The organism is Paenibacillus sp. FSL E2-0178 (assembly GCF_038593005.1).
Taxonomy (GTDB): domain Bacteria; phylum Bacillota; class Bacilli; order Paenibacillales; family Paenibacillaceae; genus Paenibacillus_AQ; species Paenibacillus_AQ phytohabitans.
In genome coordinates this window covers 3,597,541-3,612,431 of sequence record NZ_CP151953.1, presented here as the reverse complement: position 1 = coordinate 3,612,431, position 14,891 = coordinate 3,597,541, and the positions used below count along the sequence as shown (strand labels likewise).

Here is a 14,891-nt window from a genome sequence, read left to right as displayed (position 1 = left end):
GGATGTGCAAAGTATGATCAACGAGAAATTGCCGAAGATCTGGTATGGTGGAGATTATAACCCGGAGCAGTGGGATGCCCCGGTATGGGCAGAGGATGAACGGATGTTCAAGCTGGCAGGGATCGATGTCGCTACGATCAATGTGTTCAACTGGGCAACGCTTCAGCCGTCCGAAGATACGTATGATTTCAGCGGTCTGGATGAATTAATCGACCGTCTATATAAGAATGGAACCTATGTATGTCTGGCTACTGCAACCGGGGCGCATCCGGCCTGGATGGCTCACCGCTATCCAGAGGTTACGCGGGTGGATGTCCAGGGCAGAAAGCGCAAATTCGGCGGACGCCATAACTCCAATCCGAACAGCCCGGTGTACCGCGAATATGCTGCACGGCTCGCCGGCAAGCTGGCGGAACGCTACAAGGATCATCCGGCGCTGCTGATCTGGCATATCTCCAATGAATACGGCGGATATGATTATTCCGAGCAGTCTGAAGCGGCCTTCCGCGTCTGGCTGCAGGAGCGTTACGGTTCGCTTGATGCACTGAACAAAGCCTGGAATACCCGCTTCTGGGGACATACCTTCTATGACTGGGAAGAGATCGTAGTCCCGAACGAGCTCAGCGAAGAGTGGAACGGCAACCGGACGAACTTCCAGGGGATTTCGCTGGATTACCGCAGATTCATGTCCCACAGTCTGCTGGAATGCTATAAGCTTGAGCATGCTGCGATCAAGGAGCATAGCACGAATATTCCGATTACCACCAACCTGATGGGCTTCTATCCGGAGCTGGACTATTTCGAATGGGCCAAATATATGGATGTTATCTCCTGGGACAACTATCCGGCGCTGGATACACCGGTCAGCCATACAGCTATGACGCATGACCTTATGCGCGGGCTGAAGAACGGCCAGCCGTTCATGCTGATGGAGCAGACGCCAAGCCAGCAGAACTGGATGCCGTACAATTCCGTGAAGCGTCCGGGCGTGATGCGCCTGTGGAGCTATCAGGCGGTGGCGCGCGGTGCGGACACGGTGCTGTTCTTCCAGCTGCGCCGGTCGATCGGTGCGTGCGAGAAGTATCACGGTGCGGTCATTGAGCATGTGGGACATGAGCATACGCGGGTATTCCGTGAATGTGCCGAGCTTGGCCGGGAGCTGGAGCTGCTGGGTGATGAGCTGCTGGATGCACGCAGCGCGGCGCAGATCGGGATTGTCTATGACTGGGAGAACCGCTGGGCGCTTGATCTCTCCAGCGGCCCGACCGTTGCACTGGATTATGTGAAGGAAATTCACAGCTATTATGATGCACTGTATCAGCAGAATATTGAAGCGGATATGATTGGCGTAGAAGAGGACTTAACGAAGTACAAGGTTGTAATTGCACCGGTCCTGTATATGATCAAGCCGGGATTCGCGGCGAAGGTTGAAGCTTTCGTTCAAGCGGGCGGAACGTTCATTACCACCTATTTCAGCGGTATCGTTAACGAGAACGATCTGGTTACCGTTGGAGGCTACCCTGGCGAGCTGCGCAAGGTTCTGGGCATCTGGGCTGAAGAGATTGATGCCCTGCTGCCGGATATGCGCAATGAAATTGTGATGAACCAGGAATGGGGTCAGCTTAACCGTTCTTATTCCTGCGGTCTGCTCTGCGATCTGATTCATTCTGAAGGTGCGGAGGTACTTGCACAGTACGGCACTGACTTCTATAAGGGGATGCCGGCCCTGACCGTGAACCGCTTCGGCGAAGGCAAAGCCTATTATGTAGCCACCAGTCCCGATGCTGCATTCCTGCGCGCATTCCTGGCTACGGTGAGCGCAGAGAATGGCATTGCCCCGCTGGTGAGTGCGCCGGAAGGCATTGAATCCGTTCAGCGGGTGAAGGAGGGCGTATCCTACCTGTTCCTGCTGAATCATTCCGCAGAGGAGCTTAGTGCAGATATCGGCACCGGCGAGCGGACAGATCTGCTGACAGGCAAGAAATGCAGCGGTTCCACTGTAGTTCCGGGCCGCGGAGTAATGATTCTGTCGGATAAACAGTAAATTCAATATCTCATAATGCAACGCCGCCGCCCGTGTCCTTAGGGCGGCGGCATTTTGCCGTTTCTAATTGGTAAAAGAGCCGAAGTCTGTAATCTTCAGATCAACATTGATATGAATGGGGGTCCGGCTGAATACATCATCCCAGTGATCCTCTGACTTTCTCCATAATGCCGGCTTCTGGATACTGAGCCTGTCGCTGAATCCGGCGACATCGGCCTTGTAGTCGGACTGCAGCTTCTGAATCAGCGCCTGCATCATTTGCTCCAGCTTTTCCTTGAACAGCTTTTCTGCTTTTTGTGCGTGCTTTGTGGCGGAAGGGTATTCCTCGGCGTTCCAGGTTTCGCTGAGCCTTCCTTCCGTTGTGATTTTAACGTCAAAGGCCAGATTGCCGCCGTCGGTGACGGCAGTGATTTTACTTTTCATGGCCTTCATTTCATAGGTCATCGGCTGATTGTTCCAGTCGTAGGTTTTGATGACCCCGGTCTTGCCCTCGTTGGTGAGCCAGGACAGACATTCGGTATCCTCCTGATTCAGCATTCCTACCCAGTGACCTGTATCTCCTTTAATAATACCGGCACCCGAGAATTCTACTTCGCCATTGGCTGTCACCAGGTTCTGCAGCGCATAACTGCGTTTGGAATACATCAGGGCGTCCATTTTGGATAAAATCACCGGATCCATCAGCTTGCTGGTCCTCTTCTGATTACGGATCATATCCCGGATATGAAAGGCAGGGATTTCATTTTTTTCCTTGGAGACGAGTGTCTCCCTTGCCCGGCCCTGGCTCAGGAATACCATCGTACTGGGGCGGATATCATTATCACGAAGCACGAAATCCATTAACTGATTCATTTTCTGCTGCTTGAGCAGCTCGCTGGAAACCACAATAACCTTGAGGTGATGCCCGATAATCGGCCGCTCACGGCGGATGGAGTACTGGCGGAAGATCTCCAGTACAGAGTCTCCGGTTCCTGTCACGTTCAGATAGGGAGAGCCGCTGCTGGTATCCGAACTTTCTATGCCGCCTACGGAATTAGCAGGAACCATCTGAATGGTAACTGTAATCTTGTTCCGCTTGGGATAAGTCGCGCCTTGTTCCTCCAGCGCCTGCTCCGTGGGGGTGAGCTCCCCGGTATCCAAAGCCAGGCCGGCGTATAAGGCCAAATCTTCGATCTCCTTGCTGCTCCAGCAGGAGGTCTGAGTGGCGAGCAGCATCAGACAGCACAGTATAAGGAGGAATCTTCGACTATACATGCTGCTTCAGCCCCTTCACACGGATGAGCCAGATAACCGAGAGCAGCACAGGCAGCAGCAGGAACAGGACAATCCCCATCTTGCCGATGGCATCCCCGAAAGCGAATAGGTCGGTCATAGATTTGGGCAGCATCGCCGATAGGAACAGAACCGGAACCATAGCATAAATAATCGGATGAATCTTAATCTTGAAGATCTGTGAAATGCCAAGCGTGGACTGGAAAAAGAAGCTGCTGAAGTTGCAGAACATCTGCATCAGCCAGATGACCATGAACGGGAATTCCATACGCTCGAAGAAAAAACCGGGTACCTCGAAGCTGCGCATCAGATCGATGGTAGGCCAGGTACTGGTGATGGCGGAATCAACGGAAATGCCTCCGATAACCATGACCACGGTCAGGAAATAGAGTCCCAGCGGGATTGCGAGGCCTCCAAGCATAGCTTTGACCGCCAGTTTGGGCTTCTCCATGAACGCTACAAGTGTCATCGTAACTTCTACGCCGGTGAATACGAGCACTGTGGATTTCAATCCTGCGAACACAGGAGGCAATCCGTTGCCCAGCACAGGACGCAGATGGTTGATATCAAACAGCCGCACGCTGAGAATAAAGGAAATAAGCAGGATCATAATACTGATCGGGAACACAATCGTAAAGACCCGGGCAATAGAGTTAATACCTCCGTATACCAGATAGGTGCTGAGCCAGAGAAAAGGAAGAATAACTGCCCAGATGGGGGTTCCCTCCAGCAGAAAAAACAAGGTGACCTCGGCCAGCGTGCGGATTTCAAAGCCGGCAATAATGATGAAATAAAGCACCAGCAGCACACACAGGCCTCCGCCGAATACCCGGCCGGTAATCTGCGCGGCATATTGGAATACAGTTTTGCCCGGAAACTGCTGGCTGATCTTCACCATAATGAATACAACCAGCATCACAATGGCCCCGCCCAGCAGGACGGATATCCAGGAGTCGGGGGTTTTGACAGATTCGCTCACACTGCGCGGAAGCGTAAGAATCCCCGCGCCAAGCAATGTATTGTTCAAGAAAACGGCTGCTTGTGTAGCCGTGATTTTATCATCGGTGCGTACGAACATTAAGTCCTCTTCCTCCTTGCGCGCAGGCGCGGTTATGATTTTCGTTTATCCTGTTTGGTTTTCATCATCACCGGTCTGCGTTTCATCAGAGCCATCGGAGCACGCAGGAACAGATCTTTCCAGTCACTCAGCCGGAAAGGGGATACCGGCGTCAGATAAGGCACACCGAAGCTTTTGAGCTTGGTGAGGTGGCAGCAGATCAGCAGGAAGAACAGAATGGTGCCGTACATTCCGAGTACTGCTGCGAACAGCATACCGGCGAAGCGCAGCAGCCGCAGCGTAATGCCGGCGCTATACATCGGAATGGAGAAGGATGAGATGGCGGTTACGGCAATAACGATAACCAGGAACGGACTGACGATGCCCGCCTGTACGGCGGCATCGCCGATGATCAGACCGCCGACGATACCCATGGCCGGGCCGATGGGCTTCGGCAGCCGGATGCCGGCTTCCCGCAGAATCTCGATGGCAATTTCCAGAATCAGTACTTCAATCAGTGAAGGGAAGGGGACGCCCTGCCGGGTCTTGATGATGGTGATTGCCAGCTCCGTCGGTATCAGCCCCGGATGAAAGGAGATGAACGAGATATACAGGGACGGGGCCATCAGCGCCAGGAAGGCGGCTGCAAAACGGAGCAGCCGCAGCAGTGTGCCGGGAAGCCAGCGCTCATAATAATCCTCCGGCGATTGCAGCAGCATACTGAAGGTTACCGGTACAATCAGTGCGAAGGGGGTTCCGTCCAGCAGAATAGCAATCCGTCCCTCCAGGAGAGCGCTAATGACCCTGTCCGGCCGTTCAGTATTCTGGACCTGCTGGAAAGGGCTGAGATAGTTGTCTTCAATCAGCTGCTCGATATAGCCGGATTCGGCGAGGAAATCGATATCGATTTTGCGGATGCGGTTCGTAACCTCCTCCAGCAGCTCGGGGTTAACGATATCCTTCATATAGGCCAGAACTATATCCCGCTGAATGGTGTTGCCTGCCCGGTAGGTCTTCATCTCGAGCTGGTCACTGAAGCCCTGGCGACGGAGCATGGAGGTGTTCTCGCTTAATACTTCAGAGAAGCCCAGTCTAGGCCCGCGCAGCAGGGCTTCAGAGACCGGCTCCCCAATCGTGCGGTTGGCTCCTCCGGGCAGCTCAATCAGCAGACCGCCGGGCAACCCTTCAATCAGCAGGGCCGTGTGGCCGAAGAGGACAGATTTATTGAAGCTCTCCACACTGTCCGCTTCATTAAGCTGGCTGAAGGGCAGCAGCTGGTTGGCAATCTCTGCAGAGGACACCGGGCCGGCGGGTATCTCGTACATCAGGAACTGCATAATCCGCATATTAAGAATCCTGTCATTCTGCATGCCGTCTACGTAGATCAGTGCTCCCCGGCCTCCGCCATTCGCGATTGTGAATTCCCGGATATGCAGGTCGCTGTTGGCACCGATAGCCTTCTGCACCGCGAGCAGGTCGGTAGTATAGTTGCCGCTGAAGGGGATTGAAGCCGGTGTGCCCGATTTTGCCCCGGCTGCAGACTGTGCTTGTGAACGGGGAACGGTCCTGGTGCCGTAGCCAGCCTGCCCCCGTCCGCTCCCTACCAGCAGGTACAATGATTTATACAAGTATCCGAGGACAAGCGGAACGAGCAGCGCAACACCCGCCTGAACAAAGATTGCCCAGCCGGGTATATAGGATACAATGGAAGCGAGCAATCTGATCATCCCCCCAGCCGCAGAAATTAAGAATCCGTGTTCATGAAGTTTTCCAAAGTTTGCTTCGATTTAGTCATTTCTCTGAAAAATATAAATAAAAACCGGAGGCGCTCCTGTGGAAGCGCCTCCGGTTTTTATTTAAGATAAGAATTTAATGGAATGACGGGGGCCGCCTTTCCGCCCGCTAACGGCCTCCGGAATTACCGAAAACCGAGTCACCGGGTCACCGGACTACTGGAGGCCGGCTCTTACTGTTACTTGCCGGTAGCCGTGCCGCTTGCCTCAGCATCGCCTGCCGGTGCCTTGCCTTGACCCTGTCCCCGTCCGCCGCCGCCCATTCCGCCACCGCCGAAGCCGCCTGTACTGAGCGTGATTTTCTCAGCCTCGGTGGTATCCGTCTTCAGCGTATATTGGATGATGTCATCGGCTTTCAGATCGGACAAGGAAAGTGCAGTCTCCGTCTGAGCGCCGTTGTCGAAGGTGACCGATACGTACTGGGTATCGCTTCCTGTTGTGATATCGGTGGTCTCTTCGGAGAAGTTCTGCATCATGCCGCCACCCATCATGCCGCCGCCTTGACGTCCGCCGCCCTGCGCAGCGTCTTTGCCTCCCCCGTCTGTGGGCTGTCCGCCTTCAGGGGGAGTACCCTGCCCCTCCGCCGGGGCGCCGCCTGCCGCGTTGCCGGGAGCCGCTGCCCCGCCTTCCGGCGCAGTTCCCTCTCCGCCGTTCTGCTGCCGTGCCGGCATATCAGCGGTGTAGAGCGTGATGGTGTTTCCGCTGATGCTCTTGATTTTGCCGATATTCATTCCGGCCCGGTCCATCCGGTTCTGGCCTGCCCCGGCAGTCCCGTCCGGCTGAGCCGCCTTGCTGCCGCTCTGGGTCTGGGCTGTCTGAGTATCGCCCGAGGTTGCTGCCGCCGGAGCTGTATCCGAGCTGCAGCCGGCAAGCAGGATCGCAGCAAGCAGGCTGCCGGCCATCATATAAGGCACATGTTTTTTCATATCCATAGTCCTCCTAAACTGTATGGTGTGTATAAACTTCATCGCCTGTTGTCGTATAAAGCTGGCATAAAAAGCCTGGGATTAGGTTTAACACTGTCCTGAAGGACAATATATCAGCTGCTCCTGAAAGCAAGCTTAAAGTTAGGCAGAGCTTTCCCGGAAGTTTCGCTTGGTGAAATGTTATATAATGCATAATAGAGTGGATATGACAGAGAACAGGAATGAAGCGTTCAGGAAAGAGGCAGCACATGAAAACCTTACTGGTAACAGGCTACCGCGCGCATGAGCTCGGGATTTACGACAGCAAACATCAGGGTATTCCTTATATTAAGAAGGCGCTCGCCAACCGGCTCGCTCCGCTGATAGAAGAGGGGGTAGAGTGGGTTATCACTCCCGGCCAATACGGCGTCGATCTATGGGCCTGCGAGGTTGTGCTTGAGCTGAAACGGCAATACCCCGGACTGAAGCTGGGGATTATTACAGCCCATGCCGCCCCGGAAGAGAAGTGGAAGGAAGAGAAGCAGAATGAATACCGCCGTATTATTGCCGGAGCAGACTACTACGGAGCTGTGAGTAATGCACCCTATGACGGCAGCTGGCAGTTCAGGGCGAGAGATGATCTGCTGTTCCGCAAAAGCGACGGGATTCTGCTGTTCTACGATGAGGATGCTGCGGAAGGCAGTGCGAAATTCACCAAGGAACGGGCAATGAAGCTGCACGCTGAAGGTGATTATGAACTCTATCTGATGCATGCCGAGGAGATTCAGAACATTGCCGACGAAGAGAGCCAGCGCGGTTACGAATGAGGAGGAGAGCAGGTTGAGTGAAAAGCAGGCTGAAGAGGATATTTGTTATGTAATATTGCTGAGCCCGACTGCACAGGACCGCAGAGATATGGATATCATCCGGGCGCATGTCAGACATCTGCAGGAGCTGGAGCGCAGCGGACAGCTGGTGCTGTGCGGTCCCTTCAGTGACAGTCCCGGCGGAATGGTCATTATCCGCGCCGCTTCCCGTGAAGAGGCAGCTGAGATTGCCGGGCGGGACCCTTATGTACTGTCAGGTATCCGCAGCTATGAACTACGCACCTGGGGCCTGTCCCATGAAGGCAACAGGCACATGGGCATAGCCGCCGATTAGGCGGCTTACAAGAAAATTTTAGATGAAGCTCTGCAGCGAAGGCGCCTTGCGGACCTTGTAATTCTGCTCGTAGGCATAAGCCAGCCGGATGAGCACCGGTTCCTCATAGGCCCGTGCCGAGAAGGTTACGCCAAAGGGAGCACCGGCTGAGGTGTATCCTGATGGTACTACGATAGACGGATAACCGGCTCTGGACGTAATTCTTGCACCGAAGTCAGCCGGGAACAAGAGGGCATCCAGCTGATGCTCCCGCATAGTCGCATCGATACCCAGTTCCTTGCAGAGCCGCAGATCCGTCGCACGGTCGCGCAGATACTGCGGCTCCGTGAGGGTGCCGGAGGTTGTGTATTCGGCATCCAGCAGGGTGGCTTGCCCGAACTTCAGTGTTTCTACCGGATGGGCATGATTGAAATCAATGATATCCTTCAGGGTTCGCATGGGAGCGCCCGGGCCCAGTTTTGCCAAATAGGCGTTAAGTGAGAGCTTGAATTCATTCAGCACTACAGAGGAGTAACTGATCTCCCGTGCAGTTGTAATCTCTGCCGGATCAATAATGGTCGCCCCGAGCTCGCGCATTCTGTCCACTGAAGCATTGAACAGCGCGAGCTGTTCGTCTGTAAGCTCCTCGAAATAATAATCCCGCGGAATCCCGATGCGCGCACCCTTCAGGCCGTCTGCATCGAGGAAGACCGTATAATCCGCGTGCAGTCTGCCTGTATTCGTACCCATTGAGGCATCGCTGTCGTCCTGTCCAAGCAGGGCATTCAGCAGAAGTACAGCATCGCGGACGGTTCTCGCCATAGGTCCGGCGGTATCCTGCGTATTGGAGAGCGGAAGAATGCCGGAGCGGCTGATCATTCCCACAGTAGGCTTGATGCCGATGACCGATCCAAGGTTGCCGGGATTGAGGATCGAGCCCGAGGTTTCCGTTCCTACGGACACGGCGCAGAAATTGCAGGCAACCGCCACTGCAGATCCGGCGCTGGAGCCGCCTGTCGGCGTGGAGATATTATAAGGGTTAAGCACCTGACCGCCCCGGGAGCTGAAGCCTGAGGGCATGCCGTTCGTCATGAAATTGGCGAATTCCGTCATGTTGGCCTTGCCCATAATAATCGCCCCGGCTTCGCGCAGCCTGGTAACAATGAAGGCATCCTCCTGCGCAAAGGAATCCGCCAAAGCCAGCGAACCCGCACTGGTATGCATTTTATCCCCTGTGTTGATATTGTCCTTCAGCAATACCGGTATACCGTGCAGCGGTCCCCGGGGCCCCTGAAGCTGTCGTTCCACGTCCAGGGATTCAGCGATGAACAGCGCATCCGGATTAATCTCCAGCACGGAATTGATCGTCAGGCCGTTTTTGTCATGATCTGCAATGCGTTCAAGATACATAAGGACTAATTGTCTGGAAGTGATTTCTCCGGAATCCAGAGCGGCCTGAATCTCCGGTAGGGTAGCCTCTACGATTTCAAAACTCATGCGGGTTCACGCTTCTTTCCCTCTAGGTTTTTTAGGTTTTCTCCTTCATCTAACCATAGTTTTCCCTGTCTTCATAGTGTTGTTTTTGCTGTCCGGGTTACTCTTACAGTCCATGTTAGTTCTTAAAGAAATGTTAGAGGCGTATCTCCTGTGGTTAATAGTTGACATGCACTCACACATCTTGCCAATAACGATTAGGAGGATTACAACTTGAGAAAATGGACTGCATTATTCATGGGGGTTATTCTGTCTGCTGCCTTAACCGCATGCGGCAACAATGAAACGGCTCAGCCGGCTGCTGATGCTTCTGAAGCCCCGGCAGCAACTGCCGGTACAACCGCCACTACAGCCCCAGCCGAACAGACATCCGCCGGCGTTCCGGCTCTGGAGGAACTGCTGCAGAAGACGGCTGCTGCACAATCGGAATTGAAGAGCTTCGCCATGAACTCGCAAATTCAGCAGAATATGGTGGTGAAGCAGGGCGAAACCAATCAGGAACAGGCCATTGAGATGGCAGTGAACGCTGAATATACTAAAGATCCGCTGGAAATGCATCAGGAGATCGTTATGACTCTGGCAGGCCAGGGAGAACAGAAGATGGAGCAGTACGTAACCGCAGACGGCTTCTTCTCGCTGACGAACGGGCAGTGGGTTAAGATGCCGGCTGCGATGACTGAGCAGTTGACCGCTGCCATGCAGCAGTCTGCAAATCCTGAGAAGCAGCTGGAGCAGTTCAACCAAATTGCTGACCAGACGAAAATCACCGAGGAAGGTGACAATTATCTGATAACAGCTGAAGTATCGGGCGAAGAAGTGAAGAATCTGGCGAAGAGCTATCTGAACCAGAGCGGCAGTGTAGACAGCCAGATGACTGCGATGATGGAGCAGATGAATATCAAGAGCATGAACATCGCTTACACCGTGGACAAGAAGACTTATTTCCCGACTTCATCGGATGTTAATCTGGTCATGGATATGAGCAGCGGTGAACAGACCGTCTCGATGGATATGAAGATGAAGGCAACCATTAGCGATCATAACAAAATCACGGAGATCAAGGTTCCGCAGGAAGCTCTGGAGGCGCAAGAGGCTCAAATGCCGGCAACCCAGTAACCGGCCCCAATTAAAGAACAGGCAGAACAGGAGGACCCGTACACCGGGTCCTCCTGTTTGGTCAGGGGAAATGCTGATTACATGATTATAGGCCGAATGGGGATATACTGTTGAACAGTCCATAGGCCGCTCCGGCCAATACCGACATTATCAGCTTGTAGAATATATATCCGGTTGCGACATTTGCGGTAGCAATCAGGTACAGGGTATCGATTCCGCGGTTGGAGGTGTTAAGCGGATACTGAAACGCCACGGTGTTGATGCTGACAAAGACGAAGAGAAATGACAGAATAAGCAGGAGAACCGAGAAGGAATACAGGCTGAGGATCAGCGACAGGATAGCCAGAACCAGCAGCGCTACAGCGGGAACGAGCAGAGTGCCGAATCTTGCGATCAGCAGCTTGAGATCGAAGCTGACTTTTTCCAGCCGGAGTGCGGCATAAGTAGTCCCGCAGCCAACGGCAATTCCTGCAGCCGTTAATAGAAGCGGCTTCAGAAATCCGGGTCCTATGATTGGCGAGATATCCCATTTAATGAACCAGGTGAGAAAATATAGTGCTGACAGTATTGCCGTCAGTCCCATTGTAATCAGACTGTTCAGCAATTGGGCGGCCTGGACCTCTTTCATCGTACTGTAAGGACGGGTTAGAGCACTCAAGAAAAATCCCCAGTACTGTTTGCTGACCTGCTTAGCCTGCCTGACGCGTTCATCATGGAGCAGATTGTCCCATTGCCCGGATGTTCTGCGCTGGGGCTGCGGTTGCCCGTTATCTGGATTAGGCCCTCCGGGATTCGTAAAGGGAGCTCCGCCTTCCGGATTGTTCATTGCTCATCCTCCTTAAGAAAAATATGGAAATCATAGCATTGGCTATAGTATAAGGGGGTTGCCCTATAAATACTATAAATTTGCCAAAGACATAAACCGCCCATACCGGATTCGTTGGCGGGAGAACCTGAATTTCTTAAGTTTCACAGGGTTTAGGCTTAATGGGCTTAATTGTTGTACGCAGTACAGCTTAGCTTCCTAAATACCTGGGTGTTCGGACAGATTGTTGTATGAAATACAAGAATTGTCCCGCTTCACCGCTATGTGGGAAGAGGAATGCTGCCTTTTGTGCAACAATTTCCGATTATAGCCGGGATTACGAGGGGAATGTTGTATTATGGGCAGGATTTTAAAAAGCCTGTATCCCGCAGATAAAATGCGGTTTACAGGCTTTGCGTTGAATGTACCTTACAGGGAAGCTGGCGGGTAATCAGGAAGTTACTCCTGTTCCCGGACAAATCCCTCTTCCGCCAAATACTCCTCGGCTTCTTCTACGGTTTCGAAGGCCATCTCCAGCTGTAGACCTGCATAGAGGTACCACAGATCTTCCTCGAATCTTAGACTCAGCGTGTGGCCATCCTCATTCTTCCATAGAGATTCAGCACCAGTCTGCGCTTTTTTCTTTCTTTTGGCCGGAGCAGGGGCATCGGGAATGAACATGGATAGAGACGTAATCGAAGCATCCACCAGTTCCCGCAGCTCAGCTTCCGAATAATCTCTGATGTTCACCAGACCTTTGTCATCACTCTCATAGCCCCGCAGCAGGCCGGCATATACGAAGCCGTTGCCGTTCGGGTGGATATAGGAAGCGACGGTCTTCTTGTCGTGCCGGCTCTCCTCGAAGTGGTAGTTCACCCGCCCAAGCGAGACATTTCGCCGTTCCAACTGGGGGTAGGAATCAAGAATAGCTAATTTCTGTTCAAAAGTAAGCATATGCAGCCTCCGGTTCGCATTTTCGTCAGTTGATTATACCATGCCGGCGGGCAGTGGACTATATAGCCTGCCGGAACTGCTCCGGCCCTTAAGCGGCTCAACCGGCAAGCGGCAGCCGCAGCACGAACGAGCAGCCCTGCTGCGGGGCGCTGCCCAGCTCAAGGCTGCCGCCCATGCCTTCGGCGAGCAGCCTGCTGAAGGTCAGGCCAAGCCCGAGTCCGCGCAGCACGCTCTGCTTGGCAGTGCTGCGGAAGAAGGCTTCGAAGATCAGCTCCCGGCTCTCCGGATGAATACCCGATCCGTTATCTGTCACCGTAATTTCGGCGCTGCCCTGCGGCGTGGCCGCAAGCTCCAGCGTTAATTGAAGCTTGCGGTCCTGTGCCTTCGCCTGCACGCTGTTGTTCAGCAGATTGACGATAATCTGCTGGATACGCAGCGGATCTCCCCGCAGAAACAGCCGGCTCTCCGGCAGATGAAGAATGGGCTCGCAGACATCCTCCCCTTGGGTCAGCTTCCATTGATAGAGGATTTCCTCCAGCAGCGGAGCGGCCTCCAGCCTATCATGACGGACAGCGACTATGCCTGCTGTCAGCGCGTTATAGTCGAGCAGATCCGCGACCATGCGCTGCAGCCGCTCGGCTTCGAGTAAGGCGATATCGAGGAACTCCCCGGCCTCCTCCCCCTCGACCACACCCTCGCGGACCGCATGAAGCAGTCCTTTAATGGAGGTGACTGGGGTCTTCAGTTCATGTGACACTCCGGCCAGCATGACGGCCCGGGACTGCTCGAACTGCTGCAGCTTGCCCGCCATCTCCTGGAAGGATACCAGCAGTTCATGGATTTCCCGCTCCTTGGCACCGGTCTCCAGCACGATGTTATACTGGCCGCCGCTGATCTGTGCAGCAGCGGCAGCGACCCGCTGAATCGGCTTGGCCAGCTTGATCGACAACAGGTAGATCGTCAGCCAGCTTAAGATGATCAGGAAGACAATGATGATCGAGAAGAAGGTGATCTCTTCCTGCGGGATATGGCGCAGGGAACGTTTGGACTGCAGGACAATTACCTGCCCGAGCGTTCCCGGATCTCCCTGGATCTGCGCAGCAGCGGCCTTGAACTCCGGGCTGCGGGAATCCGTCAGCGTATCATTCAGCTTATGCCGCATCTCTTCATCCGTCAGCGGAGGCTGGGAGTACAGCAGCTCGCCCGAAGGTCCGGTAATGATGACGCACATCTCCATGGTTACCTTGAAGAACCGCTTGCGGTCCTCGACCAGCTTGTCGAGGCCCTGGGTGATGGCGAGCTGTCCGTCCGTGCCGACGCTGCGGTCGGCAATCTCCTGGGCCAGCAGGCCGGTGGTCTGCATCCGGTTGTTCATCGCCTCCTGCTGAATCCACCAGAAGGTTACCAGCGCCGTCAGCAGCAGCCCGATACTGATAATCAGCAGGTAACGGACGGTCCAGTAGGAGAGGATCGAAGTGGGTTTCTTTGTTCTGTTATTCATGTTGTCCATAATTGATAACCTGTTCCTCTCAGGGTACGGATCTCTCCTTCGCTGTCCGGCCAGTGCGAGAGCGCCTGGCGCAGTCTTTTGATGGAGAGGTCAACGGCCCGGTCACTTCCTTCATAATCCATTTCCCACACATGCTCCAGCAGCTGGTCCCGGGTGCAGATCTGATTCGGGCGTTCGGCCAGGAACAGCAGCACGGACATATCGCGCGGGCTAAGGCTGACCTCAGCCCCGTTCAAGAACACACTGCGCGCAGAGTAATCAATGAACAGGCTGCCGAAATGGCGCTTGCGGCTGCCGTCCGACCACTGCGAGGGGCGGCGCAGCACCGCATTCACGCGGGCGACAACCTCCTCGGGGATGAACGGCTTCGACATATAGTCGTCGGCACCGCCGTCCAGTCCCGCCAGCCGGTCATTGATGCCGTCCCTGGCCGTGAGCATAATGACAGGACAGCTGCTTTTCTCGCGGATCAGTCCGAGCAGCTCGAAGCCGTCCATATTCGGCAGCATAATATCAAGCAGAATCAGCGAGGGCGGCGCCACCTCGAAGGCTTCCAGGGCACTCCGGCCGTCGGCGGCACGGGTGACGTGGAAGCCCGCTTTTCGCAGATAAGCACTGAGCACCCGGGCAATCGCCTCCTCATCCTCAACAATCAGAATGGATTTCATCTATTCAGCCTCCTTCACAGCCCCGGCGGAGAATGCTTCTCCCAGGGCTACGGCTATGTGTTAGTTAAAATTACGACAATTCTACCATATCGCGGGCTGCTGTGCTTTGACTTCTTCCCGACATATTGCTTTG

At 54.3% G+C, this 14,891-nt stretch carries 13 protein-coding genes; 4 read left to right on the top strand and 9 right to left on the bottom strand.

Annotated elements, in window-relative coordinates; genetic code table 11:
• The first annotated feature begins 13 nt into the window (after positions 1 to 13).
• Positions 14 to 2,044, top strand: a complete 2,031-nt coding sequence (locus MHI42_RS15780; RefSeq protein WP_171720606.1) for a beta-galactosidase — start codon at positions 14 to 16, stop codon at positions 2,042 to 2,044.
• Between the two features lie 63 nt (positions 2,045 to 2,107).
• Here MHI42_RS15780 and MHI42_RS15775 read toward each other — a convergent pair whose 3' ends face one another.
• The 4 genes from MHI42_RS15775 to MHI42_RS15760 form a co-directional block, all read right to left on the bottom strand.
• On the bottom strand, positions 2,108 to 3,298 hold the full coding sequence (locus MHI42_RS15775) for a Ger(x)C family spore germination protein (protein WP_171720605.1): 1,191 nt from the start codon (positions 3,296 to 3,298) through the stop codon (positions 2,108 to 2,110).
• Positions 3,291 to 4,394, bottom strand: coding sequence for a GerAB/ArcD/ProY family transporter (locus MHI42_RS15770; protein WP_342424400.1), 1,104 nt, complete (start codon positions 4,392 to 4,394; stop codon positions 3,291 to 3,293). The genes MHI42_RS15775 and MHI42_RS15770 overlap by 8 nt, the downstream gene beginning before the upstream one ends.
• A 32-nt stretch (positions 4,395 to 4,426) precedes the next feature.
• Positions 4,427 to 6,091 carry a spore germination protein gene (locus tag MHI42_RS15765; protein WP_171720680.1) on the bottom strand — a complete coding sequence of 555 codons (1,665 nt, stop codon included), beginning with the start codon at positions 6,089 to 6,091 and terminating at the stop codon, positions 4,427 to 4,429.
• A gap of 254 nt (positions 6,092 to 6,345) precedes the next feature.
• The gene (locus MHI42_RS15760; protein ID WP_342424399.1) at positions 6,346 to 7,092 is read right to left on the bottom strand and encodes a hypothetical protein; all 747 of its coding nucleotides are present in this window, start codon (positions 7,090 to 7,092) and stop codon (positions 6,346 to 6,348) included.
• A 248-nt stretch (positions 7,093 to 7,340) separates the two neighbouring features.
• Here MHI42_RS15760 and MHI42_RS15755 point away from each other — a divergent pair, with 248 nt between their 5' ends.
• Together MHI42_RS15755 and MHI42_RS15750 are read left to right on the top strand one after the other, a co-directional pair.
• Positions 7,341 to 7,898, top strand: a complete 558-nt coding sequence (locus MHI42_RS15755) for a DUF1273 domain-containing protein (protein WP_342424398.1) — start codon at positions 7,341 to 7,343, stop codon at positions 7,896 to 7,898.
• Positions 7,899 to 7,911: 13 nt separating this feature from the next.
• Positions 7,912 to 8,232, top strand: coding sequence for a YciI family protein (locus tag MHI42_RS15750; RefSeq protein ID WP_052421675.1), 321 nt, complete (start codon positions 7,912 to 7,914; stop codon positions 8,230 to 8,232).
• Positions 8,233 to 8,250: 18 nt separating this feature from the next.
• Here the strand turns inward: MHI42_RS15750 and MHI42_RS15745 are convergent, their stop codons facing one another.
• Positions 8,251 to 9,708: an amidase family protein gene (locus MHI42_RS15745; protein WP_342424397.1), complete on the bottom strand. Its 1,458-nt coding sequence runs from the start codon at positions 9,706 to 9,708 to the stop codon at positions 8,251 to 8,253.
• A 210-nt stretch (positions 9,709 to 9,918) separates the two neighbouring features.
• Between MHI42_RS15745 and MHI42_RS15740 the strand changes: the two genes are divergently transcribed.
• Positions 9,919 to 10,821: a DUF6612 family protein gene (locus MHI42_RS15740; RefSeq protein WP_342424396.1), complete on the top strand. Its 903-nt coding sequence runs from the start codon at positions 9,919 to 9,921 to the stop codon at positions 10,819 to 10,821.
• An 85-nt stretch (positions 10,822 to 10,906) separates the two neighbouring features.
• Here the strand turns inward: MHI42_RS15740 and MHI42_RS15735 are convergent, their stop codons facing one another.
• The 4 genes from MHI42_RS15735 to MHI42_RS15720 form a co-directional block, all read right to left on the bottom strand.
• Positions 10,907 to 11,647, bottom strand: a complete 741-nt coding sequence (locus MHI42_RS15735; RefSeq protein WP_342424395.1) for a hypothetical protein — start codon at positions 11,645 to 11,647, stop codon at positions 10,907 to 10,909.
• 438 nt (positions 11,648 to 12,085) lie between these two features.
• On the bottom strand, positions 12,086 to 12,580 hold the full coding sequence (locus tag MHI42_RS15730) for a hypothetical protein (RefSeq protein WP_171720597.1): 495 nt from the start codon (positions 12,578 to 12,580) through the stop codon (positions 12,086 to 12,088).
• A 97-nt stretch (positions 12,581 to 12,677) separates the two neighbouring features.
• Entirely contained in the window at positions 12,678 to 14,081 is a 1,404-nt protein-coding gene (locus tag MHI42_RS15725) for a HAMP domain-containing sensor histidine kinase (protein WP_342424394.1), read from the bottom strand.
• Positions 14,078 to 14,758, bottom strand: a complete 681-nt coding sequence (locus MHI42_RS15720; RefSeq protein WP_039305880.1) for a response regulator transcription factor — start codon at positions 14,756 to 14,758, stop codon at positions 14,078 to 14,080. The genes MHI42_RS15725 and MHI42_RS15720 overlap by 4 nt, the downstream gene beginning before the upstream one ends.
• Positions 14,759 to 14,891: the final 133 nt, after the last annotated feature.